The organism is Lutibacter sp., from assembly GCF_033723435.1.
Lineage (GTDB): Bacteria > Bacteroidota > Bacteroidia > Flavobacteriales > Flavobacteriaceae > Lutibacter.
Genome location: NZ_JAWVXC010000001.1, coordinates 598528 through 625077, shown reverse-complemented (window position 1 = coordinate 625077; position 26550 = coordinate 598528). Strand labels below are relative to the sequence as shown.

Sequence of the window (26550 nt, the reverse complement as noted above, 5' to 3'; positions counted from 1 at the left end):
GTTCGAATCCTGTCGCGATCACGTTATAAAAAAGCTTTCAGGAAACTGAAAGCTTTTTTTATTTCATTTCAAACTGTAATTTTTAGTTGTATGTTAAACTATTTTATAGCTGTCTAAAGTCATCCTTATTTTATCAGCTTCATATGGTTTGGTTAAAAAATCATCACAACCATGCTTTTTTGCTTTCTCAATATCTTCTTCTGTTGAATAAGCAGATATAGCTATTATTGGTAAACTAGGTTTAATTTCTTTAAGTTTTTTTGTTGCTTCAAAGCCATTTAATACTGGCATTTTTAAGTCCATAAAAACTAAATTGATATTTGGATTACTTTTAAAGAAATTAATGGCTTCTAAGCCATTTTTAGCATGTATTAATTTTGCTTTTATTTCAAATGAAGTTTGTAATAAGGTTTCTAAATATATATAATTTATTTCATCATCTTCGGCAATTAATATGGTTTGTACTTCTTTAATTGTTTCAGGTTCTGTTTCAATTTCAACAGGGTTGTATGGGATAGCAAGGGTAAAAGTACTTCCAACTCCATACTTAGATTCCAATATAATTTTACCACCTACAAGTTCAGCATTTTCTTTTGCAATGGATAGTCCAAGTCCTAATCCTCCAACGTGTTTTGATAATTCTTTTTCGGCTTGTGAAAAGCGCTTAAATATAGTTTGTTGTTTATTCTTTTGAATGCCTATTCCAGAATCTTTTACATAAATTTCTAGTGAAGATGGCTCTGTATTTTTATTTAAATGATATCCTATTTCAATGAAGCCTTTATTGGTGAATTTTAAGGCATTTTCCAATAAATTACTCATAATTTTAAGTAATTTTGAATTATCGGTAATAATGGTAGATTGGTTATCGGATAATTCCTTTTTTAAATACAGCGGCAATTCTTTTTCTTGAGCTTTTCTGTTAAAAACAGAAAATAACTCTGTTAAAAAATCGTTTAAACAAATTTTATTTTCTTGTACAGTAACTTTTTTTGTGCCAAGTAAAGATATTTCTAAAATATCGTCCATTATGCGTATTAGTTGATGGCTACTATTTTGTATTATATTTATATAATTTTTTCGTTTGGCATCGTTTAGATCTTGTTGGTTTAATAAATCGCTGAATCCTAAAATTCCATTTAAAGGAGTACGGATTTCATGTGACATGTTGTTTAAAAACTCTGTTTTTAATTGGTCTGATTCTTCCGCTTTTTCTTTAGTCTTAATTAACTCTTCTTCGTGACGTTTTCGTTCAATAGAAATACTAACTTGGTGCGCAATTAATTCAAGTGATTCTACATCTTCTTGTGTATATACCTTTTCATTAGTGTAACTTTGCAATACCATTGCTCCTGTAACTTTTCCTTCAATTATTAATGGTATTCCAAGCCATATTTTAGAAGTTTTTCCAACTCTTTCAATTAATTTATCCTTAGCTAACTGTTTCATTTCCAGCTCGTCAATTAAAAGCGTTTTGCCAGATTTTATTACTATACCTGTAACTGTTTTTTCTGAAGGAAATTCACTTCTAACATCATTTTCATCTATATAATAGGGAAGTGTTATCATATCTGTTTTGCTGTTATAGAGTGCAACAAAAAAGTTTTTGGTATCAACAATTTTAGATAATTCTGTCTGTATAAAAGCCAATATTTCCTTTAAACTTAGGTCTTTTTGTGATTGATTGGTAATATTTTGAATTATTTCATTAAGTTTTTCTCTATTTTTTCTTTCCGAAATATCACGGACAATACTTACTAAATATTCCTTGTCAAGTTTTGTAATTTTTACGTTGACTTCAATAGGAAAAGTACTACCATCTTTACGGCGGTGAATCCCTTCTATAATTATTCCATTTGAAACGCGTAATTTCTTGTTGATTTTTTCAAGTATTTTTTGATTGATTGTTGGGTCAATATCAAAAACTGTTAATTTTAATAATTCTTCTTTAGTGTATCCTAAGTCTAAATAACCTCTTTCATTTACATCTAAATACTGACCTGTTTTAGGATCAATTACTTCTATTGAATCACTGGATCTATCAATTAATGACCGGAAAAGTTTTAAGTTTTCTTCTGCCTTTTTTTGCTCAGTAATATCACGTTGAATACCTAAAAAACCAATATTTTCTCCGTTTTCATCAAAAATAGTATTTGCAGAAGCTTCAATATTTATTAATTTTCCTGATTTAGTTTTATTAATAAATTGAATTTTAGATAAACTTTTCTTTTGCTTTAATTTTTCCCAAAATTGTGTATAAAATTCTTTGGTTTTGTTATCTCCTTTTAATATTCTTGGAGTTGCTTTACCAATAACTTCTTCTGGAGTATAACCATATAGGTTGGTAAACGCTTTGTTAATAAAAGTAAACGTGCCATTTACATCGGTATTAAAAATTACATCAGTTGAATTATCAATTGCATTGTTCATTTTTGTTATTCCTTCCTGCGCCATTTTAAGCTCTGTAATATCAACCATAAAGGCTCTGATTAGAACTAATTTACCTTCGGAATCAAAAACACCAATTTTATTAACTAAAACATTTATTTCTTTACCTTTATTAGAAACCATTTTAATTTGACGATTTTTAATATCATCAGATTTTTTTATGTTTTTAATAATGTTTTCAAAATCTTCGTAATTGGTATGTAGTTTTTTTACATTAATTGATTTGGCTTTTGTTTTGGCATCAAATTCAAACATTTTTAAAAATGTTTCATTGAAATTTATTAGTTGACCTTCAGGAGTAAATGAATAATCGGCAGAGATATCATTTTCAAAAAAACCTTTTAAATCTAGCCGACTTTGTTTTAATTTATTTAAAAGCGCTACTTCTTCACTTATATCTCTAATTATATTTATAGAACAAGTTGTTCCGTCTATATTAATTAAGGTACCTGAAAGTTCGCCTAAGGCTTCTTCATTATTCTTTTTAAAAAAAGTGGCTTTAAAATTAGTAACTTTTCCTTTAGTTATTAATTTATTAAAATATTCTTCTCTTTTTTTAGTATCCTTCCAAAAATTCAGAATTATTGAAGTGTTACCAACTATTTCTTTTTTAGAATAACCAGATAGTTTTTGAAATTGGTTATTTACCATTATAATTTCTCCACTTTCCATATTAGTAATTGCTACTGCATTAGGAATAGTTGAAAGTGTTTGGTGAAAACTATTTTTGTTATTATTTAACTCACTTAATAAATCATTTCGCTTAATAATTTGTTTTTTAAGAGGTTTTATGAAGAAAAGATAGAAGAGAGGTACGCTTAAAAGAAATAGAAATATAGAATCAAGAAGAAAATCATAGAGATTCATTTTTGTGTTTTCCAGATCATTCACAAAAATAAAACTTAGTATGTGTCCAAAAAATATTACAATTATGAGTATTACAAAAGTTTTGGTTGCAATAAACTTATAATTAATAAAAGGTATTTTTATTTTTTCTGGTTGATTTATAAAATCATTATTGAATTCAAATTTATTTTTTTTATTTAGTACTTCTTCTTTACCAATTTTTTGATTCATAATTGAGGTTTTTAAGAAAATCTATATAAATAGAGATTATTTAGTATATGAATAAAAATTTATTTTTTTATTAATGCAAAGTTCTCTCATAATTTAAAAGAAAAGGTAATGTTGTAATTAACTAAATTACAATATTTTATTGAAATATTAGTTTTTTTAATTGAGTAATTAATTATAAAAAGAAATAATGTTTTGTATGGATATAAAAAAAGCCAACTAGTTAAAAGCTGGCTTTTTTTAATTGAGTATAATTTTAAAACTATTTTATTTTTTTCTTTTCTCTATTGCTTCATCCATTTTTTTATCCATTTCCTTTTTTAAATCTACTGCTTTTACATAAATAGATAATTTATAGCGTATGGTATATAATATTGCCATAACTACAATTAAAAAAGGGATGGTATAAATAAATTCAAATTGATCAATATACGTGGCGCTGTCATTTATAACAGATATGAATTGAAATAAATATGCAGAAATAGGAATTATTAATACATGTACCCACCAGTGTTTATTTGTAGCAAACCAAATTAATAACAAGAGCAAGGGTACAAATTTACTGAAAAGAGTATAAATAAAATTTTGGGCCTTAACGTAATAACCTCCTTTAATAACTCCAAACCAAGTATCAATAGATTCATTTTCATAAGGTATACTCTTATATATATATAAAAGATACGGAGATGAAGCAATTAAAATAATAACAATACTGCTAACAATTAAAGAGGTTTTTCTATTATTATACATAGTGTTTAAACTAAGAAGGGGTTTAAAATATAATCAAATGTACTAAAAAAAAATTAAATTTAGTTTATTGTAAAAAAAAACCACAATATAAAATATTGTGGTGTGTATTTTTTCAATAAAAAATATTCTTATCCGTTTCTAGGAATAATAATATCTTTTTTTAGTATTGCTTGACCATCATTAGCAGTGTAACTTAAAACAGTTACGCCTACAAATGCGGCTACCATAAGCAACCCGAAAATTAATTTTAATTTTTTCATTTTTAGTAAGAATTAAATGATTAGTAAGAACATCAAATGTATAAAAAACTTACGGATAGACAAAAAAAATACTGGACTATTTTAATGATTTTTTAAAATAATCTAGTGTAAAAAAGCTCTTATCTCTTGCTGTGTTTAGGCTTAGCTAGTTTAAATAAACAAGAGAAATTCTTTAAATTTTAACATTTAAAATTTCTATTTTGGAGATTTTTAAAAGCAAAACATGATAATTAACCTTCTAAAACTGGGTGGTTTTAGCGTAAAAATCAAAAAAATACAAGTCCTCTCCGTAAAAACTTGTAAATATTTAGGGACGCTCTTACTCTGCAAATGTATAATAATAATTTAAATATGCAAAATATTTATAAAAAAAAGTATTTTGTTTGAAAAAACGTGCAGTTTGTTAAAAAACTATTTAGAATATAAAGTTGCTTTTTTACCTCTTGAAAATCCAATTAAGCAAATTCCGAATTCTTTAGCGAAATCTACAGCTAAGGTTGAACAAGCAGAAACAGCAACAACAACTGGTATTTTAGCTATAAATGCTTTTGAAATTATTTCATAAGATACTCTACCGCTTACTAATAAAATAGCAGCTTCTTTTAGTTTTTTAGCATTTAGTAGTTCTCCAATTACTTTATCCACAGCATTATGTCTGCCAATATCTTCTTTTAAAGTAAGTAAATTATAATTTATATTAAATATTGCGGCAGCATGAGATCCTCCTGAAAGCTCAAATGTGGCTTGGTTTTGTTTCATTTGTGCAAACATACCTTCTATTTTATGAGTATCAATAGCAATAGAATTTTTAAGCTTAGAACCTGTAAAAACAATGTCATCTAATTTTTGCTTTCCGCAAATGCCACATGAAGAAACTGAAAGTAAGGTTCTTTTATTTAAATAACCTTTTCCTAAGTAATTTTTTTGGATGTTTACATTAATTATAGAAAAACCGTTTTCTTTTTGTTCTACAATTTTAGTTGTTAAATTTTCAGTTTCTTTATAAATATCTTCTGCAAATAACAACCCTCTAATTAATTGAAAATCATCACCAGGTGTTCGCATGACAACGGTATAAGGCTCCTTATTTATATTTATTTGTAATGCAGCTTCAACTACTAATGCATCGGATACTTTACTTGGTTGACCGTTTTTTATATGAATTCCTTCATAGGTTTTTGTTTGCGTCATACGATTATTTATACTTTTTCAAAATCTACAGCAACAACTTTATATTCTGGAGTTAAAGTTTCTTTATCTCCAACGCTTCCTGTAATTAAATTAATAAATACTTCTGGCTGGTGAAAAGTAGTTCTTAAAACACCTCTTTTAACGTTTTTAGAGTACTTTATAAGAATGTTAACACTTCCTCTGTCAGAGAATATTCGAACTGTTTCCTGATCTTTAATCCCTTTTTTAATTGCATCCTTTGGATGAACTTCTAAAAAGTCATGTTCTACTATTTTTTGATTATCAGTTCTACGAGTCATTGTTCCCGAATTATAATGTTCTAATTCTCTACCAGTAGTTAATATAAAAGGATATTTTTTCCCGTGAGATACAATTTCTGGAGTTTCCTCAAAATTAAAATGATGAAAAGTTCCAATACCTTTTTTAAATTCTCCGTTTACATGAAGCATTTTTGTATCCGTTCCATCTTCTTTAATTGGCCATTGTAATCCATTTGTACCTAAACCTTCCCAAGTTAATCCTTTCATAAAAGGAATAACATCTGCAATTTCTTCTATTACTTTTTCTGCATCATATTTTAGCCCAGTAGGTTGATTATAACCTAAATGATGCATGATATCAATAATAATTTGACCATCTGGTTTTGTGTTTCCTATAGGTTCAATTACTTTATTTACACGCTGAACTCTTCTTTCTCCATTGGTAAACGTTCCATTTTTTTCAAAATATGAAGAAGCCGGTAAAACCACATCGGCCATTTCAGAAGTTGCAGTCATAAATAATTCTTGAACAACAATTAATTCTAAATTTTCAAAGGCTTTAATACTGTGGTTCGTGTTTGGATCCGTCATAATAGTATCTTCACCCATAATATATAAAGCTTTAATTTTTCCATCAATAGCTGCATTTAGCATATCAGGTATTTTTAAACCTTCTTGTTCAGGCATTTTATCAATACCATATTTTTTAGCATAATAATTTTGAATTTCAGGATTATTTACATCCAAATATCCAGCACCTTGATGAGGTTGAACTCCCATATCTGCAGCTCCTTGAACATTATTTTGTCCACGCAACGGATTTAAGCCAACACCTTTTCTACCAACATTACCTGTCATCATAGCTAAATTTGATAACAACATAACCGTTTTACTACCTTGAAAATGTTCTGTAACGCCTAAACCATGAAATTCCATTGCCTTATTAGCTGAAGCATAAGCAATGGCAGCACTTTTGACCAACTCTTTTGGAACACCAGTAAGTGTTTCTAATTCATTCATATCTAAATTTTCAACATGCTCTTTAAATTCCTTATATTTTTCAGTATAAGAATCAATAAAATGCTGGTTTACTAATCGTTCTTTTACAATGTAATGTGCAATCATATTTAATATGGCTACATTAGTCCCTGGTCTAATTTGCAAGTGATAATCAGCGAGTTCGGCTAATTTTGTTTTAATAGGATCTACTACAATTGAAGTAACTCCTTTCATAAAAGCTTGTTTAATTTTAGCTCCTGTTACTGGATGACCTTTTACAGGATTTGCACCAAAAAGGAAAATTGCATCAGTTTGTTTTAAATCTTCTATGGAGTTTGTTGCAGCTCCAGTTCCAAATGATTGTTGCATTCCAAAAGCTGTAGGAGCATGGCAAACACGTGCGCAACCATCAATATTATTGGTTCCAACAGCAACACGAATCATTTTTTGCATTAAATAATTTTCTTCATTAGTTGCTCTGGATGAAGAAATACCACCAATAGCATCTGCTCCGTATTTGTTTTTAATTTCAATTAGTTTTGAAGAAATGAATTCATATGCTTCTTCCCAAGAAACATTTTCAAAGTTGCCATTCTTTTTTATCATTGGTTCTCGTAACCTATCAGGATGATTGTAAAATTGGAATGCAAATCGACCTTTTAAACAAGTATGACCCTGATTTACTTCGGCAGTTTCAGGAGCTTGAATCCCTCTAATTTCTCCATCAATTACCGAAACATCTAGTTGGCAACCAACGCCACAATAAGTACAAGTTGTTCTCACTGTTTTATCAGCAATTAAGGTTTTGGTTTCAAATTTATCCGTTAAAGCTTCTGTTGGACAAGTTTGAACACAAGCACCACAAGAAACACAAGCAGATTCGTTAAAAGTTGTATCAAATCCTTTGATAATATTAGTTGCAAATCCGCGACCACTCATTCCTAAAATCATTTCACCTTGAATTTCTTCACAAGCTCTTACGCATCGGAAACAATTTATACATTGTGATAAATCAGATTTTATATATGGATGTGCTCTATCTGGTTGAATATCTAAATGATTTACTCCTTTTGGATAACGTACATTTGGAATTCCTATTTGCGCAATGGTTTCTTGAAAAGGGGTTGCTTTTTTGTTTTCACTTGGAAATATTTTATCAGAAGGATAATCGGTTAAAACTAACTCAACGATATTTTTTCGAAGACGTTTTATTTTGTCGGTATTAGGATAAATGTATAAACCTTCTGAAATAGGAGTGTGGCAAGAAGCCATTGTTTTTGTTGGTCCATCTTTTTCGCGTGCAACTTCAACAGAGCAAACTCTACAAGAACCAAAATTTTCTAAACGGTCATCTTGGCACATTGTTGGAATTGCATTTTTATTATTTTCAATTCTTCTAACAAACTCTAAAATAGTTTCTCCTTCGTTAAAATTATAACCAATATTATTTATATATGCTTTCATATTGTTTTAGTTTGAAGTGAAATAATGTTTTAATTCATCATTAAAATATTGAAGTGCATTTTTTACAGGAAGCGGAACTCCGCCGCCTAATGCACATAATGAACCTATTTCTAAAGTTTCTAATAAATCATCAAATAACTTACGATCAATTTTGTAGTTTTCATTTTGAGCTTTTTGAAGCATTTCCATACCTCTGAAAGAACCAATTCTACACGGATAACATTTTCCACAAGATTCATCAGATGTATACTCCATTAAATGTTCTAGGAATTTTATTATTGGAAAATCTTTTGGAATGGAAACTACACTTGCATGCCCTAATAAAAATCCGTTAGTATTTAACGATTCAAAATCTAAAGTTAATTCTCCAATTTTATGCATAGGAATAATTCCACCAAGTGGGCCTCCAACTTGAAAAGCTTTAATATCTTCCTTAAAACCGTTTCCATATTCATAAAAAATAGTATGTAAATCCGTTCCCATTTCAATTTCATACATTCCTGGTTTGTTGAAAAAACTATCTAAAGAAACTAATTTTGTTCCGGTTGATTGTTTTGTTCCTAAGTTAGCGTAAGCATTTCCACCATTTTCTAAAATCCAATGAATATTAGCAAAAGTTTCTACATTACTTAATACAGTAGGTTTTCCAAATAAACCGTATTGAGCAGGATACGGCGGACGAACACGGACTTCAGGACGCAAGCCTTCAATGGAATTTAAAAGAGCAGTTTCTTCACCACAAACATACGAACCTTGTCCACGAATAATTTTAAATCTAAAATCACCAATTAGATCTTTTTCTTTTAGTTCAGAAATTGCTTCACTAACTAATTTTATAGAATCAGGATATTCACCTCTAATATATAAAACACCTGTATTTGCGCCAACTGTTAATCCTGCCATATACATTCCAAAAAGCACTTTATACGCCTGATGTTCCATTAAATACATATCAGAATATGCTCCTGGATCACCTTCATCAGCATTACAAACAATATATTTTTGTTTATTGTCTTCTTTTATAACTGCATCTAATTTAAACCAAAACGGAAAACCTGCGCCTCCACGACCACGCAAATTAGAAGTTTTAATTTCTTCAATAACTTGCTGTGGTTTGTTCTTAAATTTTACTGCCAAGTTATAGAATTCGGAAATATTTTCAATTTTTGAAGTTAAAATTGGAGTGGTATTGCAGCCAATATTGTATTTATTTTCTTGATGTTTTTTTTCTGAAATAATAGTATTTAATTCGCCTTCTGTGGAAGATGAAAATGTTTTTCCATTAAACATAAAAGCATTATTGGTATGGCAACGACCAACACAAGCAGCATGACCAATTTCTTCTTCAGAGAAATGTTTGCCTATATTTTTATGAAGATTACTTTGAGTTTTTGCTGTCATACAAGCTGTACCACTACAAACATGTATTTTTTTATTTCTATTTTTTTCTCTTGTAAAATCATAAAAAGATGCAGTTCCTGCAACTACAGAATCGTCTATTAAAAAGCGTTTTGCTAATTCCTGAAAATCTTCTTTTGCAGCTTTTTTATGCGATAAATCTGCTATATTTTCGAATAAATTATCGTTTAATTCTTTTCTTGAAGATAACGTACGTATATTTTTATTTGCCATTTTACTTGAATATAATTGGCTAAAATTACTAAAATTTAACGAAGAATTTTGTTAACGTTTTTTAAACCTTTACACAAACTAAAACAATAAGCTTATTATTAATGTTTGTTGTAAAAAAAAGATAAATATTACCGCCTTCTTTAAAATTGATTTTTTTTCTAATTTGAGCAACACTTTCAGGGAAGTTACGTGTGGTAATATTTGCTTTTTTAGTAGGAATAAGTTTTGCTAATTCTTTTTTATTGTTGGTTGTAATTTGTATTATTTTAAAGACTCTCCCAGGAAAATCTATTAAATTTTCAGAAGTATATAAGTGGGAATGTTGGTGTAATTTATCTATTTTATAAAACGTTGAAATTTGCTGAAATGCGCCAGCTTTTAAAATTGCTACATTTGGTTCGTATAAATATTTTTTAGGCTCAGAATAGGTTGCTGTAAATGTTGAATTAAAATTGAAATTAAAAATTTCATTAGATTTTTTGGCATAGTTAATAGTTTTAAAATCAGCTTGTTGATTGTAATTTTTTTGCAATAAAAATAATACTTCTTTTACTTCATTTTCAACTGCAACAACGTGAATTTCTTTTACGAATTTTAATTCGTTTATGGCACTTTTTATATCTAAAATTGGAGATATTTTTAATAAAATATTATTAGTAAACTGAAATAAAAAATCTAAATTTTCAGGAATATTTGGAAGACAATCTTGCAGTAAAAATACTTTTCCTTTGGCTTCATTTCTTCTTGAAGGATCGGCATAAATCCAATCAAATTTTCCTTTGATTTTTTCTAAGTATTCAAAACCATTTTCAGCAAAAGTTTTAATGTTTTTAGCACCTAATTCTGTAAAATTATGAGATACTATTTTGGATAAATCTTCATTAATTTCACAATGTGTTACATTTTTAACTTTTTGTGAAAAATAATAGGAGTCTATTCCAAATCCGCCAGTTAAATCAATTAAAGTTTTTCCTGATACTAAATTAGCTTTATGTTTTGCGGTAATTTCTGAAGAAGTCTGTTCAATATTTAGCTTATTTGGATAATAAATATTTTTCGAAGTAAACCAAGTTGGTAATTTTTTTTTGCATTTGCTTTTTGCTTCAATTTGTTCAGCTATTTCTTGAATGGAAACAGTATCAAAAGGACTTCCTTTTAAAATTAGCTTTGTAATATCAGATTTTAAATTAGAATTTATAAAATCCTGAACTTCTTTATTTAAAATAGCTTTATTCAATTTTTGAAGAGCTTAATTCAACTAATTTTGAAATTGTTTTCCAGTTTCTAGTAGTTGCTGGTGATTTTAGCTTTTTTTCGAATAAATTATTATTCAATTTGGTTTTACCATAACCGTTTGGGCAATATATATAAACGCATTTATTTAGTGTTTCAAACTCGTCATCGTTAGTTTTAATAAGATTTTTAATTTGAGAAATACTTTCTAAATTAGGTTCGTTTTTTAAAAGTGTAATGTGCAACTTTGTAATATCAATTTTTTCTCTTTTTAAAAAAGGATTTGAATTAAAAATAGTTTTTAGATAATCTATAGTTATAACTAATACATTTATTGTGTAATTAAATTGATTTTTAACGGCTGAAATTATCTGCTCTTCAATTTTTTTGGTATCTGATTTATTAGCCTCAAAAATTACATTTCCACTTTGAATGTAAGTAGTAACATTTTTAAAACCTAAGTTTATAAAAAGCGACTTCAATTCAATCATTTTAATTTTGTTATGCCCAGTTACATTAATTCCTCGTAAAAGTGCTACATAGGTTTTCATCTAAAATTATAAATTTTTTGTCAACGATTTCACAATTTTATTTTCAGATAAAAATGCTTTTAATATTACTTTTATAGCTGTGTAAGTAGGTACAGCTATAATCATTCCTGTAATTCCAAATAAAATCCCACCTATCATTATTACTAAAAATATTTCTAACGGATGTGATTTTACACTGTTTGAAAAAATAAGTGGTTGACTTATGAAATTATCAATTAATTGGGCAAATAAATACCCAATCATTACGTAAATAGTAGTAGGTAAAATTACAGATTGAAAGTCTTGTCCCAAATTACTGCTCATAGTTAAAAATAACATTAATACACCGCCAATTATTGGACCTATATACGGCACTAAATTTAATAACGCACATAAAAAAGCAATTACTACAGCATTTTCAATTCCAAAAATCAATAGCGCAATTGTGTAAATAATAAATAACACGGTTATTTGAAACACTAAACCAATAAAATATCTTGATAGTAAATTTTTAATGGAAGAAATTGATTTTCGGGTTTTAGATTCACTTTTATCATTTACTAAAACATAAATAGCATTTTCTAATAAGTAGGTATCTTTCATTAAAAAGAAAGAAATAAAAATAACTGAAAATAAACCAATACTAAAATTACCAAGCATGCTTATTACCGAGTTTAACAAGTTTGGAATTGCGTTTAAATTATTGATTAAATCAACATGTTTTAATTCATTTAAAATATCAATATTATGCATTAAAAAATAATCATTAACTTGATTTATTAAATTTTGAATATTTAGTTGAAGCTGGTTGATATTTAGTAAAGCTAAATTTTCACCTTGTTTAATAATTAAAGGAATAAACATACTTATTAAGCCCCCTAAAATTGCTAAAAATAAAAGCATTGTTGTAATAACTGATAATGTATTCGGAAATTTTAATCGATGCTTTAAAAATCGAATTATTGGTCTAGCAATTAATGATAAAACTGCTGAAATGGCAATATAAATAATTATTGTTTGTATTTCATATAAGAATAACATCAAAAGAGTTACGCCCAAAATTATGGCAACAGCTTTTAAAATTCCATTAGATATAGTATTTGATGTCATTTTTATTTAGCTTTTATTATTAAGTACAATTATTTAAAACCCAAATGCTTTATCATCACCTCTATAATCTGCTCCGCCTTCTAACTTGCCATTGGGTAAAACCAATATAGCATCTACTTTCCCAAGTATTCTTGAGTTTTTTTGATTTATTTTGTATCCTTTTTTTTCTAATTTCTCAAATAAAGAGGTGTCAAAACCTTTTGGCTCAAAGGTAATAACATCTGGCAGCCATTGATGGTGGAATCGTGGAGCGTCAACTGCTTTTTGCATAGAATAATTAAATTCATATACATTAAGTATGGTTTGTAAAACAGAAGTTATAATAGTAGATCCTCCAGGTGCGCCAACAACCATATAAAGTTTTTTATTGTTTTCAACAATAGTTGGAGTCATAGAGCTTAACATGCGTTTTTCAGGTTGTATAGAATTTGCTTCAGCACCAATTAAACCAAACATATTTGGTGTTCCAGGTTTAGAGCTAAAATCATCCATTTCATTATTTAATAAAAAACCGCCGTCAGAAACTAAAACTTTTGATCCGTATGCTCCGTTTAATGTAGTTGTTATGGAAACAGCATTTCCAAATTTATCTATAATAGAGTAGTGGGTAGTTTCATCACTTTCGTAACCAATTATATTTCCATGTTTAACTTCGGATGAAGGAGTTGCTTTATCCCAATTAAAATCGGCCATTCTTTTTTGTACATATTTTTCTGAAATTAAAGTGTCAATTGGAATTTTTACAAAATCTGGATCTCCTAAAAAGAAAGAACGGTCAGCAAAAGCCCTTCGTTCGGCTTCTGTTACTAATTGAATATATTTTACAGAATTATGGCCATATTCGGCAATATTATAAGGTTCAATGGCTTTAAAAATTTGTGCATCACAAATTCCGCCACTTGATGGAGGTGACATAGAAATAATTTTCAAATTTTTATAAGTAAATTCAATAGGTTTTCTCCAAATAGATTGGTAACTTTCTAAGTCATCATGTGTAATTATTCCACCAACTTTTTTGACATAATTAACTAATAAATCTGCAGTTTTTCCTTTGTAAAAACCGTCTCTACCATTGTCTCTTATTCGTTCTAAAGTTTCGGCTAATTTTGGATATTTTATAGTGTCGCCTTCTTTCCATTCAGCATCTAAAAAAACAGGGTTTGGATTAACTTCAGAAAAGTAATGACGATATTTTGCAAGATTTTTTGCTTGTTTTTTAGTAACTACAACTCCTTTTTTAGCTAAATCTATTGCTGGTTGAATTAATTCTGCAAAAGGTAAAGAACCAAATTTTTCATAAACTTTAAACATCCCATCTACACTTCCAGGAACTCCAATAGACATTGCTCCTAAAGTACTTTTTCCTTTAATAATGTCTCCATTTTCATCCAGATACATGTTTTTAGAAGCTTCTTTTGGTGCTTTTTCTCTAAAATCTAAGGCACCAGTTTCTCCATTGTTTTTACGATATACCATAAAACCACCACCACCAATATTACCAGCAAAAGGATAGGCAACTGCTAAAGCATAATGTGTAGCAATCATTGCATCAAATGCATTTCCTCCTTTTTTTAATATGGATGTACCTATTTTTGATGCTTCTATTCTTGCGGAAACTACCATTGCGCTATCGGCAATTATACCGGTAGTTTTTAAATTTTTACTTAAAGGTTGTACGTCTTTTTTACATTGTACTGTTAAAGCTACAATAAATAGAATTAGGAATAATTTTTTCATAAAGTTGTTAGAGTTAGTGTTTTATTATCTGAAAATTGGATTAGTTCCTCAAAAAATGGAATAAAATCCTTTTCAAATTTAATATAATTTATTTTTAAATCTTCAATTGCTCTATTCATATTTGATATTCCATTAGTACGATTATTCATGCCAATTAAAACTTGTTCAATTCCTTCTAAAGAAGCATAATTAACTAACCAATTATATTTAATCATACTAGTAAGCATTTTTTGTACTTGGTCAGGAAGAGTATTTCTGTTTTTTTCTAAAATGGAATATACATTTTCAACATAAGCAGGTAATTCAACTTTTGAATAGTTATGCCAGTTTTTTGCTAAAAAATGATCGTAAAAAATATCGATAATTACACCATTATAATGACCATATCTTTTATGAAGTCTTCTTTTACTTTTTCTTACATTTGGATGTTGATCGGTAAAATAATCAATGGCTCTATGCAATAAAATTCCTTGTTGAATTTCGGAAGGATAATTTTTATATTTATTTCCTTTAATAGCATCTGCAATAAAATTTCCTATCAAAATATTTTCTTGATTGTAGGAAAGATATATATGTGCTAAAAAATTCATAAGATAATTTTAAAACAATGATACAAAAAAATCCGCCAAAAGCGGATTTAAATATTTTTGAATAAATGCTTTTAATGGTTTAGCATTACTGGCATAACAAGCATGGTTATAAATTCTCCTTCTTCAACGCCATCTAAAGGAGTTAGAATACCTGCTCTGTTTGGCATAGACATCTCAATAACAATATCTGTAGAATTTAAATTACTTAACATTTCTGTTAAAAAACGTGAATTAAAACCAATTTGTAAATCATCACCAATATATTCACAAACTAATCGTTCTTCCGCTTTGTTTGCATAATCTTTATCTTCTGCTGAAATGTTTAATTCGGTTCCAGCCATTTTTAAACGAATTTGGTGTGTGGTTTTATTTGAGAATATAGAAACACGTTTAACTGAATTTAGAAAACTACTTCGATCAACAGTTAACTTGTTTGGGTTTTCTTTTGGAATAACGGCATCGTAATTAGGATATTTTCCATCAATTAATCTACAAACTAAAACTACATTATCAAAAGTAAATTTTGCATTTGCGTCGTTATATTCAATAGTTACATCACTTTCTGTTCCTGCTAAAATACCTTTTAATAAGTTTAAAGGTTTTTTAGGCATAATAAATTCAGCAGTATCGTTAGCAGTTACATCAGTTCGTGAATATTTAACTAATTTATGAGCATCTGTAGCTACAAAAGTTAAACTTTCAGAACTAAATTGGAAAAATACACCACTCATTACAGGTCTTAAATCATCATTACCTGCAGCGAAAATGGTTTTTGAAATAGCAGTTGCTAAAATTTCACCAGGAACTACAGCACTTTTTGGAGATTCAATTGTAACAGCTTTTGGAAATTCACTTCCATCAAAATAAGCCATATCGTATTTTCCTTGGCTTGAACTTATTTCAACCTTGTTTTCTTCCATTTTAAAGGTTAAAGGTTGATTAGGAAATGTTTTTAAAGTATCTAGTAATAATCGTGCAGAAATAGCTACAGAACCATTAGAATTAGATTCTACTTCAATGGATGTGCTCATGGTAGTTTCTAAATCTGAAGCAGATAGCTTTAATTCATTATTATTAAGTTCAAATAAAAAATTATCTAAAATAGGTAACGTATTACTATTGTTAATTACTCCACCTAAAACTTGGAGTTGTTTAAGCAATTGGCTGCTTGATACTATAAATTTCATTTACGATTATTTTATTACAATGTTGTACAAATATATTCTAAATAAGTTGTTTTTAAAAAGATATTTATTAACAGTTTTTAAATTAAAATTAACTAAGTAAAAATGCTGTTATTTTTAAAAACTGCTTTTGCTTAATTATGGTAAACTTTCCACTTTTGTTACGCTCCAAGCTTCTGGTTTTTCATTGAAATAAATTTTTGTGTTATTCCAAACTTCTTTAAATAAATCGGAGTTTCTATAAGCATTTAAATGATTTTCAGATTCCCAATAACTATAAGTAAAAAATATAGATGGATTATTAATATCTTGGTTTAGTTCTAATAATTTACATCCTTCAAAATTTCTAATGTGTTGTTTGTTTTTATGAAAATTTTTAAGAAATGTTTCTATTTTCGATAAATCGAAACTCATTTTTACAATTCGTACTAGCATTTTAGCTAAATTTTATGGTTATAGTATCTCTGTAATTAAGCCCTAATAAAGTTGAAGCACCTCCAACATTTTTTAGATTACTTCTATAAATAGCAATTTCTAAGTAATTAGCTGAATTAAAAATAGCAAGTTTACTACCATCTTTTTGACGTTGATCAATTGGTAAGGTAAAATCAACAATATCACTATATTTATTTTGAATTTTAGTAAAATGGTATTTGCTAGCATTTATTTCAAAAGATCTTCCTTTACCAACTTCCTGAAACACTTTTTTGGTAATATTACTTATAGAATTTCCGTAATTATCAACATAAATAATATTTCCTGTAAGTGTTTTTAAATCGTCAGAAATTTTAGGTTGTAATTCTACAATTTTTTTAAATGTTGTTATTGCTTTTCCAATAACTTCTAAAGTTCCTCCACGTGCAATATGACAGGCTACTTTTACAAAAACATCTAAAACAGGGAAACTGGTTTCAACACGATCGTGAATATTAATTTCTACTATTTTTTCTGGTTTAATTTCGTTAGCAAGCAAGGAAATTACACCATTATTTGGACAAATAAAATAATGATTATCTAATTTTAAAGCTATGTGCTTATTTTCGTCATTTAATTCCGAATCTACTCCTATAATATGAATACTTCCAGTTGGAAAACTTTTGTACGCATTTTTTAAAATATAGGCAGTTTCTGTTATGTTAAACGGAGATATGTCATGTGAAATGTCAACAATTCTTGCATCTGGTAATTCATTATAAATGGTGCCTTTTATAGCTCCAACAAAATGGTCTTTTATCCCAAAATCAGTGGTTAAGGTAATTATTGACATTTACTATAGCATTGTTTTTTTAGTGAAAAAATATATGTAAATTTTTTAATAAAATGTTTACAACTTATTCATAAACATTTAAAAAAGATAATTTGTTATTTAGTACATTTGTTATGCAAATCTAATCAATTATTCTATTAATAGAATACAATTTTTTTTATAAAACTTAATACATTTTCATTTGAACGAAAGAATAATAGAACTTACCGAAATTAATCCGAATGATTTATTTGGTGCTCACAATTCAAATGTTGAAATTCTTCAAAAATATTTTTCGAAATTAAAAATAGTTGCGCGTGGCAACAAACTAAAAGCTTTTGGCGAACCCGAAATTTTAGATGAATTTGAGAAGCGCCTAAATATGATTATTGCTTATTTTAATAGGTATAATAAGTTAGACGAAAATAGCATTGAACGTATTTTAACCTCGAATGGAAATGAGCATAAAACTAAAACATTTGCAGATGGAGTTTTAGTGCATGGAGTTAATGGAAGGCTTATTAAAGCTCAAACAGTTAACCAACGTAAAATGGTTGAAAAAATGGATAAAAACGATATGCTTTTTGCCATTGGACCAGCTGGAACAGGAAAAACGTATACTGCAGTTGCATTGGCAGTAAAAGCTTTAAAAGAAAAGGAAGTTAGACGAATAATTTTAACCAGACCTGCGGTAGAATCTGGCGAAAATCTAGGATTTTTACCGGGAGATTTAAAAGAGAAATTAGATCCTTATATGCAACCTTTATATGACGCTTTACGTGATATGATTCCGTTTGAAAGGTTAGATTCTTATTTAGAAAAGGGAATAATTCAAATTGCACCTTTAGCATTTATGCGTGGAAGAACTTTAGATAATGCTTTTGTTATTTTAGATGAAGCACAAAACACAACCCATAATCAAATGAAAATGTTTTTGACTAGAATGGGAAAAAATGCTAAGTTTATTATTACTGGAGATCCAGGACAAATAGATTTGCCAAGACGTCAGGTTTCAGGAATTAAAGAAGCAGTTTTAACCTTAAAAGAAATAAAAGGAATTGCTTTTGTGCATTTAGATGATAAAGATGTAATACGACATCGATTAGTTAAACAAATTATTTCTGCTTATAAAAGTATAGAAGTAGGAAATGAATAAAATAAAGCTTTAAAAAATAATTACACAACACTACTAATAATGAGCAATACAATAAACAATACCACCTTTAACTTTCCTAAACAAAAAGGTGTTTACAAAGGAAAAGTAAGAGAAGTTTACAACATAAATGATGAGCTATTAGTAATGATAGCAACCGATAGAATTTCGGCTTTTGATGTTGTTTTGCCAAAACAGATTCCTTTTAAAGGTCAAATTTTAAATCAGATAGCTTCAAAAATGTTAAAAGCAACAGAAGATATTGTTGAAAACTGGATGATAGCTGTTCCGGATCCAAATGTAACTGTTGGTCATTATTGTAATCCATTTAAAGTAGAAATGGTTATTAGAGGCTATTTATCGGGTCATGCGGCACGAGAATATAAAGCAGGTAAGCGAATGCTTTGCGGTGAGCCAATGCCAGAAGGAATGAAGGAAAACGATAAATTCCCAGATCCAATTATAACACCTTCAACTAAAGCCGATGATGGAAATCATGATGAAGATATATCTAAAGAAGATATTATTTCAAAAGGTATTGTATCGAAAAATGATTATGAATTGTTGGAAAAATATACCAGAGAATTATTTAAAAGGGGTTCTGAAATAGCAGCTGAAAGAGGTTTAATTTTAGTGGATACTAAATATGAGTTTGGTAAAACTAAAGAAGGTAAAATAGTTTTAATCGATGAAATTCATACTCCAGATTCGTCTCGTTATTTCTATGCTGATGGATATAAAGAAAGACAAGATAGAGGAGAAGCTCAAAAGCAACTTTCTAAAGAGTTTGTTCGTCAGTGGTTAATTGAAAATGGATTTCAAGGAAAACAAGGACAACAAGTTCCAGAAATGACTACAGAAAAAATCAATGAAATTTCAGAAAGATATATTGAATTATATGAAAATATAACAGGAGAAACTTTTGTGAAATCGGATGTTAGCAATATTAATGAGAGGATTGAAAAAAACGTTTTAAATTTTTTAAATAAATAATAAAGCTAACCTCTTATTCAAATTTAAAATAATTATTATACGAAGTATAATTTATTGGAGTTGTATTATTTTTTAGATAATCTATAATTCCTTCTGCAGTTGTATACGTTTTATAAGTTGGTGTTTGTGTAAAATACGTGTCGTAAACTGCTGGAATGTAATCGTTTAATCCGATGGTTAAAGTTGTATTGTCATTTAATAATTCATCATTTAAATTTTTTATAATTACTTCATTATTAGCTTCTTCAATTTTAATACCAGCGTAATAAATTGCAATTTTACTTCCTTTTAAAAAGTTTTTTATTTCGCTAACAGTCATAGTATAAGTTACACAACCATTATTAAAAGGATCAATTTCAAAAATTTCACGTTTTGTAATATCCCCTTGATCAAGACTATTTCGTATACCTCCAGTATTTTGAAAAGTAACATCTACATTCATTTCATTTTTAAGAATATCAGTATAAAAATATCCTACTTGTTGGCTATTGTGGTAGGCAGATGAATATCCTATAATTTCATCTAAATTAGCCATGTTATTGTAATTATTTATATCTTCTTTAATGGATGAATCTTCATTTTGATAAGTGTTTAAATCAATTAAACTATATTGTAAACTTTCAATTTTTTTATCGAGAATAGTGAGTTTAATTTTTCCCAAATAATTTAGATTTGAACCAGCTTGAAATATAGGAATATTATTAACAGTAGTATTTGCAACAGAGTGAGAATGTCCGCCAATTATTATATCAAAATAAGGATAATTAGTAGCAATATATTTATCTGTATTTAAACCTAAATGCGTAAGTGCAATATATAAGTCGGGATTCTCAGTTTCTTTTATTTGAGAATAATTTCCGATAACATCATTATATTTTTGAAAAGTTAAATCTTGAACTCTCCATGGATGTGTTGAGGGGATTATTTCATCCACTTTTCCGTTAGTTTCTACTAGTCCTAAAAAAGTAACTTTAATATTATCTTTTGTAATAGTTTGGTATGTTTTTGGCTGAGGTATTCCTGTTGTATTCATATTAACATTTGCGCAAACCCAGCTAAATTGTGCTTGGTTTAATCTGTCTTCCAAAACGGTTTCACCATAATCAAATTCGTGGTTGCCAATTTCACTAATATCAAATCCAACTTTATTCATTAAATCAATCATTGGGTAACCTTTAGGATCATAATTATCCACAACAGGATTACCTGAAAAAATATCACCAGCACAAGCTAAAATTACGCTATTTTCTTTTTTCTCTTGATCAACAATGTATTTAATTTTTGCAAAATTTTCTATACTTCCATGCGAATCATTAATATGGAAAATAGTTAATTCTTTGGATAAATCTTGTGGAGTAGGAGAAGGTTCGTTATTATTATTTGAACAACTTAAACCGATGAATACTAGTAGAATAAGTAGTAAATATTTTTGAATAGATTTCATTATAACCAATTTATACTCAAATTTACTTAAAATTTGGATAGTATATATTAGATTAATCCCATTTATTCATAAAATCGACATTATCTAAAATAGAGATGTCTAACCCTAGCCAATGTATAGCATTTTTAGTAGTTGAAAATATCTCAATTTTTTGCATTTCATGTTTGCTTTTTTGTATTTTAAACAATGTAGCCAAAGCTACTTGGTTTGGATTGTCGGTAACCATTGCAACTTTTCTATTCTTATTTGCCTTCAAGTAGTTGTTTGAAAAAGTAACATACTCTGATATATCTTCTACATCTATTTTAAAAGTTACGTTTTTAAAGTAAAGTAAATAATTATAATTTACTGAAAAAATAGGATCTTGTATGAGATTTTTTTTGAATTTTATAAGGGTTTCAATAGTTAAAATTCCAGAAAAGTATTCAATAATTAAGTTTTCTTTTTCTAAAATTTTATAGGAGTTATTTAGCTGGGGCATTAATTAATAATTTAGTTTGCTAAAATAAAATTAAAATGTAAAATTTAAAACAATTTTAAACTATTTAATTTAGGATATTTTTAAGATTTTTTTTATTTAATTTTACTCAAAAGTTAGGGTTAATGAAAAAAGGCACCACTAAATTTAATTACTATTTTAATTTCATCAAAAATTCTCCACATTTTTCTGGATTAAGTAACAAAATAATAGAAGAAATATTGCCCGAGTTTTCAATTGAGAATTGGAAAAAAGGAGACAGCCCTTTTAATAGTGAGTTAACTAAAAATAAATTTTACCTTATTACAAAAGGCAGAGTTAAAGTTTTCCAAATTAATAGTGCTAACGGTAAAGAATATATTATTGAAATACTAGCGTCAGGAAATATTTTTGATATTATTTGCTTGTTAGATTCTCAAGAACATCATGTTTTTACAGAAGCTTTAGATGATATAGAAGCATTATCTGTACCAATGAAATTAGCTAAAGAATGGATAAATAAACATCCTGAATTTAATAAAACGCTGTTGCCATATTTGGGGAATCAAATGCGTTTTTTTGAAGAAAATGCAACGGATTTAGCGTTGTTAAATACTTGGTCTAGAACTATAAAATTGTTTGTAAAAGATGTTAATACTAATCTTCACCCTTCACAATTAAAACTAATTAATAATCTATCTCATACCGATCTTGCAAATCTGATAGGTAGCGCTAGAAATGTTTTAAATAGGCACTTGCAAAAACTAAAAGAAGATAAAGTAATTGAAGTAGAAAGAAATCATATTGAAATTAAAAATATTGAAGCTTTGCTTAATAAATTTAAGAATAGCTAGCTTCCTTTTAGCACTTCTTTTTATTATAATTTTCATAAAAATGATACTAATTTTATTTAACATAATTTTATGTTAAATCAATGATTTATACCACTTTAGTGGTAGACTTCCACGTGTTTTAGAATATACCTTTGTATAAGAATTTAAACTTTTAGGTTTTAAAAAAGCAAAACAAAATTATTGTTTAAGCTTATTGATAAAAGTTGAATAACTATCTATAATTAACAAAAACGTATAAGTAATTAAAACCAAATAAAATGAAAAATTTAGTAACAAAAGCTGTCCTATTAGCTTCTATTATTTTTGTTTTTACTTCATGTCAAAATAAAAAAAATAATGCTATTTTAAATAACACATCTAATAAACCAGAAGTTGCAATTCAAAAACCTTTTTTGGATAAAAAGGAAGATAGTCTTATAACTAAAGCACAAAATAAAGCAACACTTAAAAAAGTTACAAAGGCTAGAGAAAAAATGGTTAAAGAAGCTACACAAGCTGTTTTAGGAACTCAAGAAGCAATACAATTACTTTCAAAAAATGATGATGTTGATGCTATAAATAAACTTGAAAAAGTTATTGGACAAATAGAAATTGTTACAAATAAATATCCAGATTTAGACATAATCCCAATAGATGTTAAAGTGAAAACAAATGATTTAATATCTGATATAAGCACTATTAAGCAAATTACTAAAGATGCTGAAAGAGCTTTAAAAACTGGTCAATTACAAGAAGCAAAACGATTACTTTCTGGGTTGTCAAGTGAAATTGATATAACAACTGTAAATCTACCATTAGGTGTGTATCCAAAAGAAATTGAAAAAGCAGTGCATTTAATTGGATTAAATAAATTAGACGAAGCAAAATCGTTATTAATTTCAACAACTAATGAATTAGTTACCGAACAAGAAGTGGTGCCAATTCCAATTTTAAGAGCCAAAGCTTTGCTTGATGAAGCAGCTCAAAAATATGCAGACAATAAAAGTAAAAATAATTTAGTAGTTATTAATTTATTAGACAATGCAAAATATCAATTAAAAATTGCGGAAGTATTAGGGTATGGTAACCAAGATATAATATTTAATGAATTAGATGAAGAAATTAAAAACCTCAAAAAATCGGTAAATAAAAATGCAGATTCTAATGATTTATTTAATAAAGTGAAATCAAAATTAAAAAAGTTTAAAGAAAAAATTTCTTAGTTTTTATTAACTATTAAGGTTGGTTTATTTTCTAAAGCGCTTTAATAATTCAACCTTTTAAATAATAAAAATAATTATTTCTGAGTAAAAACAATTGTATAATATTTAAACTAATTAAAAAATGAAAAAAACAATTTTAGGGCTATTTTTAATAGGATTTATGGTTCAATCCTATGCTCAAGATCAAGACAAAGTGCTGTATAAAGCAAAATTGAACAAAGAAGAAATGCCAGTTGCAATAGTTGAAAATGTAAGTCAAGATTTTCCAGACTTAGTAGTTGAAGAGTTTGACGCAGTGCCATTAGAATTTATTGATGATAATGTTATTGTAGATAGAAGTATTGAATCTAATAACGATTATGATACTTACCAAGTAATATTAAAGGGCAAAAACGAATCCTTAGTAGCTACCTATAATAAAGATGGTAAATTAATAAGCACTGTTGAACACGGTAAAAATGTAGAATTACCAATATCTGTTGAAGATGCCGTTGTAAAAGATTTTCCAGGATGGGTAATTACTGAAGATCATTATAAAATGATTCATTATAAAAATGAAAAGAAAATGGATAGATATAAACTTAACATTAAAAAAGGAAAGGATATGAAAAAGGTTTATTTTGATGCTAGTGGTAATATCTTAAAAGTTCATGAAGAAAACTTAATGGCAAAGATTTAATAAATTGATATAGATTAACAAATAGTATTTTTTAAAACAAAAAAACCGGAATATTAATTCCGGTTTTTTTATAAGTATATACTAAAAAATTATTTCTTTTTTTGTTTAGCTTGTTGTTCTTGAGCTTGTTTCATAGCTTCATTTAAACGTTGTCTAAATTTACCTTCTTTTTTAGGTTTCTTTTTGTTTTCTTGAATTTGAGCGTGAATTTTATTTTCATCAATAATGTAATTTTTTATAATTAACATTATAGATACAGTAAGTAAGTTAGATACAAAATAATATAAACTTAAACTACTTGCATACATATTAAAGAAAATTAACATCATTAATGGAGAAAAATACATCATCATTTTCATCATTTTTTGCATATCAGGCATACCTTCTTGTGCAGGTGCTTGCATATTCATTTGTTGACTTTGACTCATTCTCATATAAAAGAAAATGGCAACGGATGCTAAAATTGGAAATACACTAATATGATCTCCATACAAAGGAATATGAAACGGTAATTTATAAACAGAATCGTATGCTGATAAATCGGTTGCCCATAAAAAACTTTTTTGTCTTAAATCTATATTGGAAGGGAAAAACCTAAATAACGCAAAGAATACAGGCATTTGTAATAATGCTGGTATACAACCTGCTAATGGACTAACACCAGCTTTACGTTGTAACGCCATAGTTTCTTGTTGACGTTTCATAGCATTTTCTTTTCCTGGGAATTTTTTGTTTATTTCATCCATTTCAGGTTTTAAAACCTTCATTTTAGCACTAGATAGATACGATTTGTATACTAATGGTGACATAATTATTCTAACCACAATAGTTAGTAAAATAATAATAAGTCCATAACTACCAATAAAACTTTCTAAAAAGCCAAATACAGGTATAAAAATTAAGCGGTTAATGTAACCAAAAATTCCCCATCCTAAATTAACAATCTCTTTAATGTTTCTATCGTATTTTTTAAGAATTTTATAATCGGTAGGGCCGATATACCAATTCATATTGTAATTTAATTCTCCATTAGTTAAAGCAAGTGGAGCTTTTAAAGAGAAAGATTTAGTATAAATGGTATCTTTTTCCTCGTCTTTTACTAAGTTTTTTGAAGCAAGTTTTGCGTTGTTAAAACCTTCTTTTGAAATTAATATAGAAGAGAAAAACTGTTGCTTAAAAGCCACCCAATTTACATCATTTTCAGTTGCATCATCGTCTCTACCCATGGATAAATAATCAATTTTTTGATCATCTTTTTCATAATACAACTCGGTATGTTGATTTTCGTATTTAATACTTTTTTCATGACGATACCCCTTTAAATCCCAATCTAAAGTTATTGGTGATGAGGTATTTAATGAAGAATTTAAACCTTGAGAATGAATGGTGAAATCCACCATATATTTATCTGGTTTAATTTCATATCGATATTCTAAATATTTATTGTCAGATACTTTTAATTTCATAGAAAGCACCTGATTCTCACCATTTTTGGTTAAGGTTGGTTGAAAATATAAATCTTTAGTATTTAAAATTCTATTATCTGAAGTTCCAAAATTTATATTAAAAGATGCGTTTTTATCTTTAATTAAATAAAGCGGTAAAGAATCGTAGGTTACAAACTTTTTAATGAGTGCTTCTTTTATGTAACCACCTTTATTTGCAATAACTAATTTTAAAACTTTATTTTCTAAAACAGTTTCGTTATCAGTAGCAGATGGCAAAGTAGCGGAATAAGCAAAATTACCTAAAGCATTTTTTGCTTGTGCTAAAGATAAAGAATCATTTGCAACAATAGGAGCTTCAGTTATCGCTGTTTTTTCTTCATTTTTATTTTGGTCGGATATTGAATCTTTTTGAACTTGTTCTGTTTCCGCTTTGGCTTTTAATTCTTCAGGTGTTGGCTGATTGCTGTACATCCACCATAACATTATGGCACCAATTAAAACAAATCCTATTATTGAATTTAAATCTAATTTTTTTTCTTCCATGGTATATTTTAAATGTCAAATTGTCATTTACTTTCTAATATTCATTTAAAAAGTCCGACAAAAATACTA

General features: G+C 27.7%; 22 protein-coding genes. 5 read left to right on the top strand and 17 right to left on the bottom strand.

The window, feature by feature from the left end; translation table 11 throughout:
- Positions 1 to 93: 93 nt before the first annotated feature.
- The 14 genes from R3342_RS02850 to R3342_RS02785 form a co-directional block, all read right to left on the bottom strand.
- Positions 94 to 3525, bottom strand: coding sequence for a PAS domain S-box protein (locus tag R3342_RS02850; protein ID WP_318938157.1), 3432 nt, complete (start codon positions 3523 to 3525; stop codon positions 94 to 96).
- Between the two features lie 264 nt (positions 3526 to 3789).
- Positions 3790 to 4272: a hypothetical protein gene (locus R3342_RS02845; RefSeq protein WP_318938156.1), complete on the bottom strand. Its 483-nt coding sequence runs from the start codon at positions 4270 to 4272 to the stop codon at positions 3790 to 3792.
- A gap of 128 nt (positions 4273 to 4400) precedes the next feature.
- Positions 4401 to 4532, bottom strand: a complete 132-nt coding sequence (locus tag R3342_RS02840; RefSeq protein WP_318938155.1) for a hypothetical protein — start codon at positions 4530 to 4532, stop codon at positions 4401 to 4403.
- 411 nt (positions 4533 to 4943) lie between these two features.
- Positions 4944 to 5723 (bottom strand): formate dehydrogenase accessory sulfurtransferase FdhD, encoded by a 780-nt coding sequence (fdhD, locus tag R3342_RS02835; protein ID WP_318938154.1) that lies wholly within the window; start codon positions 5721 to 5723, stop codon positions 4944 to 4946.
- 8 nt (positions 5724 to 5731) lie between these two features.
- Positions 5732 to 8446, bottom strand: a complete 2715-nt coding sequence (gene fdhF, locus R3342_RS02830; RefSeq protein WP_318938153.1) for a formate dehydrogenase subunit alpha — start codon at positions 8444 to 8446, stop codon at positions 5732 to 5734.
- A 6-nt stretch (positions 8447 to 8452) separates the two neighbouring features.
- Positions 8453 to 10078: an NADH-ubiquinone oxidoreductase-F iron-sulfur binding region domain-containing protein gene (locus R3342_RS02825; RefSeq protein WP_318938152.1), complete on the bottom strand. Its 1626-nt coding sequence runs from the start codon at positions 10076 to 10078 to the stop codon at positions 8453 to 8455.
- Between the two features lie 61 nt (positions 10079 to 10139).
- On the bottom strand, positions 10140 to 11315 hold the full coding sequence (locus tag R3342_RS02820) for a class I SAM-dependent methyltransferase (protein WP_318938151.1): 1176 nt from the start codon (positions 11313 to 11315) through the stop codon (positions 10140 to 10142).
- The gene (locus R3342_RS02815) at positions 11308 to 11862 is read right to left on the bottom strand and encodes a DUF1697 domain-containing protein (RefSeq protein WP_318938150.1); all 555 of its coding nucleotides are present in this window, start codon (positions 11860 to 11862) and stop codon (positions 11308 to 11310) included. Before R3342_RS02815 ends, R3342_RS02820 begins: the two co-directional genes overlap by 8 nt.
- Before the next feature lie 6 nt (positions 11863 to 11868).
- On the bottom strand, positions 11869 to 12951 hold the full coding sequence (locus R3342_RS02810; RefSeq protein WP_318938149.1) for an AI-2E family transporter: 1083 nt from the start codon (positions 12949 to 12951) through the stop codon (positions 11869 to 11871).
- Positions 12952 to 12984: 33 nt separating this feature from the next.
- A complete protein-coding gene (gene ggt, locus R3342_RS02805; protein ID WP_318938148.1) occupies positions 12985 to 14688 on the bottom strand; it encodes a gamma-glutamyltransferase in 1704 nt (567 codons plus the stop codon).
- Positions 14685 to 15278 (bottom strand): ACP phosphodiesterase, encoded by a 594-nt coding sequence (locus tag R3342_RS02800; RefSeq protein ID WP_318938147.1) that lies wholly within the window; start codon positions 15276 to 15278, stop codon positions 14685 to 14687. The genes ggt and R3342_RS02800 overlap by 4 nt, the downstream gene beginning before the upstream one ends.
- 71 nt (positions 15279 to 15349) lie before the next feature.
- Entirely contained in the window at positions 15350 to 16465 is a 1116-nt protein-coding gene (dnaN, locus tag R3342_RS02795) for a DNA polymerase III subunit beta (protein WP_318938146.1), read from the bottom strand.
- Positions 16466 to 16600: 135 nt separating this feature from the next.
- Positions 16601 to 16897, bottom strand: coding sequence for an antibiotic biosynthesis monooxygenase family protein (locus R3342_RS02790; RefSeq protein ID WP_318938145.1), 297 nt, complete (start codon positions 16895 to 16897; stop codon positions 16601 to 16603).
- Between the two features lies 1 nt (position 16898).
- Complete coding sequence (locus tag R3342_RS02785; protein WP_318938144.1) at positions 16899 to 17729, bottom strand: SAM-dependent chlorinase/fluorinase; 831 nt, start codon at positions 17727 to 17729, stop codon at positions 16899 to 16901.
- 181 nt (positions 17730 to 17910) lie between these two features.
- Between R3342_RS02785 and R3342_RS02780 the strand changes: the two genes are divergently transcribed.
- Positions 17911 to 18864 (top strand): PhoH family protein, encoded by a 954-nt coding sequence (locus tag R3342_RS02780; protein WP_318938143.1) that lies wholly within the window; start codon positions 17911 to 17913, stop codon positions 18862 to 18864.
- Between the two features lie 39 nt (positions 18865 to 18903).
- A complete protein-coding gene (locus R3342_RS02775) occupies positions 18904 to 19854 on the top strand; it encodes a phosphoribosylaminoimidazolesuccinocarboxamide synthase (RefSeq protein ID WP_318938142.1) in 951 nt (316 codons plus the stop codon).
- A 13-nt stretch (positions 19855 to 19867) separates the two neighbouring features.
- Here R3342_RS02775 and R3342_RS02770 read toward each other — a convergent pair whose 3' ends face one another.
- On the bottom strand, positions 19868 to 21298 hold the full coding sequence (locus R3342_RS02770) for a bifunctional UDP-sugar hydrolase/5'-nucleotidase (RefSeq protein ID WP_318938141.1): 1431 nt from the start codon (positions 21296 to 21298) through the stop codon (positions 19868 to 19870).
- Between the two features lie 52 nt (positions 21299 to 21350).
- A complete protein-coding gene (locus R3342_RS02765) occupies positions 21351 to 21779 on the bottom strand; it encodes a hypothetical protein (RefSeq protein WP_318938140.1) in 429 nt (142 codons plus the stop codon).
- A gap of 122 nt (positions 21780 to 21901) precedes the next feature.
- Between R3342_RS02765 and R3342_RS02760 the strand changes: the two genes are divergently transcribed.
- The 3 genes from R3342_RS02760 (at position 21902) to R3342_RS02750 (ending at position 24490) form a co-directional block, all read left to right on the top strand.
- Positions 21902 to 22609: a Crp/Fnr family transcriptional regulator gene (locus R3342_RS02760; protein ID WP_318938139.1), complete on the top strand. Its 708-nt coding sequence runs from the start codon at positions 21902 to 21904 to the stop codon at positions 22607 to 22609.
- A gap of 257 nt (positions 22610 to 22866) precedes the next feature.
- Positions 22867 to 23811 (top strand): YfdX family protein, encoded by a 945-nt coding sequence (locus R3342_RS02755; RefSeq protein WP_318938138.1) that lies wholly within the window; start codon positions 22867 to 22869, stop codon positions 23809 to 23811.
- A 121-nt stretch (positions 23812 to 23932) separates the two neighbouring features.
- Entirely contained in the window at positions 23933 to 24490 is a 558-nt protein-coding gene (locus R3342_RS02750; protein ID WP_318938137.1) for a hypothetical protein, read from the top strand.
- Positions 24491 to 24579: 89 nt separating this feature from the next.
- On the opposite strand, the gene yidC is transcribed toward R3342_RS02750, so the two are convergent.
- Positions 24580 to 26481 (bottom strand): membrane protein insertase YidC, encoded by a 1902-nt coding sequence (gene yidC, locus R3342_RS02745; protein WP_318938136.1) that lies wholly within the window; start codon positions 26479 to 26481, stop codon positions 24580 to 24582.
- Between the last annotated feature and the right edge of the window lie 69 nt (positions 26482 to 26550).

What these genes read in the sequence shown, in the direction of transcription:
- R3342_RS02850 (WP_318938157.1), bottom strand. Translation starts at nt 3,525, where the DNA reads ATGAATCAAAAAATTGGTAAAGAAGAAGTACTAAATAAAAAAAATAAA.
- R3342_RS02845 (WP_318938156.1), bottom strand. Translation starts at nt 4,272, where the DNA reads ATGTATAATAATAGAAAAACCTCTTTAATTGTTAGCAGTATTGTTATT.
- R3342_RS02840 (WP_318938155.1), bottom strand. Translation starts at nt 4,532, where the DNA reads ATGAAAAAATTAAAATTAATTTTCGGGTTGCTTATGGTAGCCGCATTT.
- fdhD (WP_318938154.1), bottom strand. Translation starts at nt 5,723, where the DNA reads ATGACGCAAACAAAAACCTATGAAGGAATTCATATAAAAAACGGTCAA.
- fdhF (WP_318938153.1), bottom strand. Translation starts at nt 8,446, where the DNA reads ATGAAAGCATATATAAATAATATTGGTTATAATTTTAACGAAGGAGAA.
- R3342_RS02825 (WP_318938152.1), bottom strand. Translation starts at nt 10,078, where the DNA reads ATGGCAAATAAAAATATACGTACGTTATCTTCAAGAAAAGAATTAAAC.
- R3342_RS02815 (WP_318938150.1), bottom strand. Translation starts at nt 11,862, where the DNA reads ATGAAAACCTATGTAGCACTTTTACGAGGAATTAATGTAACTGGGCAT.
- R3342_RS02810 (WP_318938149.1), bottom strand. Translation starts at nt 12,951, where the DNA reads ATGACATCAAATACTATATCTAATGGAATTTTAAAAGCTGTTGCCATA.
- ggt (WP_318938148.1), bottom strand. Translation starts at nt 14,688, where the DNA reads ATGAAAAAATTATTCCTAATTCTATTTATTGTAGCTTTAACAGTACAA.
- R3342_RS02800 (WP_318938147.1), bottom strand. Translation starts at nt 15,278, where the DNA reads ATGAATTTTTTAGCACATATATATCTTTCCTACAATCAAGAAAATATT.
- dnaN (WP_318938146.1), bottom strand. Translation starts at nt 16,465, where the DNA reads ATGAAATTTATAGTATCAAGCAGCCAATTGCTTAAACAACTCCAAGTT.
- R3342_RS02790 (WP_318938145.1), bottom strand. Translation starts at nt 16,897, where the DNA reads ATGCTAGTACGAATTGTAAAAATGAGTTTCGATTTATCGAAAATAGAA.
- R3342_RS02785 (WP_318938144.1), bottom strand. Translation starts at nt 17,729, where the DNA reads ATGTCAATAATTACCTTAACCACTGATTTTGGGATAAAAGACCATTTT.
- R3342_RS02775 (WP_318938142.1), top strand. Translation starts at nt 18,904, where the DNA reads ATGAGCAATACAATAAACAATACCACCTTTAACTTTCCTAAACAAAAA.
- R3342_RS02770 (WP_318938141.1), bottom strand. Translation starts at nt 21,298, where the DNA reads ATGAAATCTATTCAAAAATATTTACTACTTATTCTACTAGTATTCATC.
- R3342_RS02765 (WP_318938140.1), bottom strand. Translation starts at nt 21,779, where the DNA reads ATGCCCCAGCTAAATAACTCCTATAAAATTTTAGAAAAAGAAAACTTA.
- R3342_RS02760 (WP_318938139.1), top strand. Translation starts at nt 21,902, where the DNA reads ATGAAAAAAGGCACCACTAAATTTAATTACTATTTTAATTTCATCAAA.
- R3342_RS02755 (WP_318938138.1), top strand. Translation starts at nt 22,867, where the DNA reads ATGAAAAATTTAGTAACAAAAGCTGTCCTATTAGCTTCTATTATTTTT.
- R3342_RS02750 (WP_318938137.1), top strand. Translation starts at nt 23,933, where the DNA reads ATGAAAAAAACAATTTTAGGGCTATTTTTAATAGGATTTATGGTTCAA.
- yidC (WP_318938136.1), bottom strand. Translation starts at nt 26,481, where the DNA reads ATGGAAGAAAAAAAATTAGATTTAAATTCAATAATAGGATTTGTTTTA.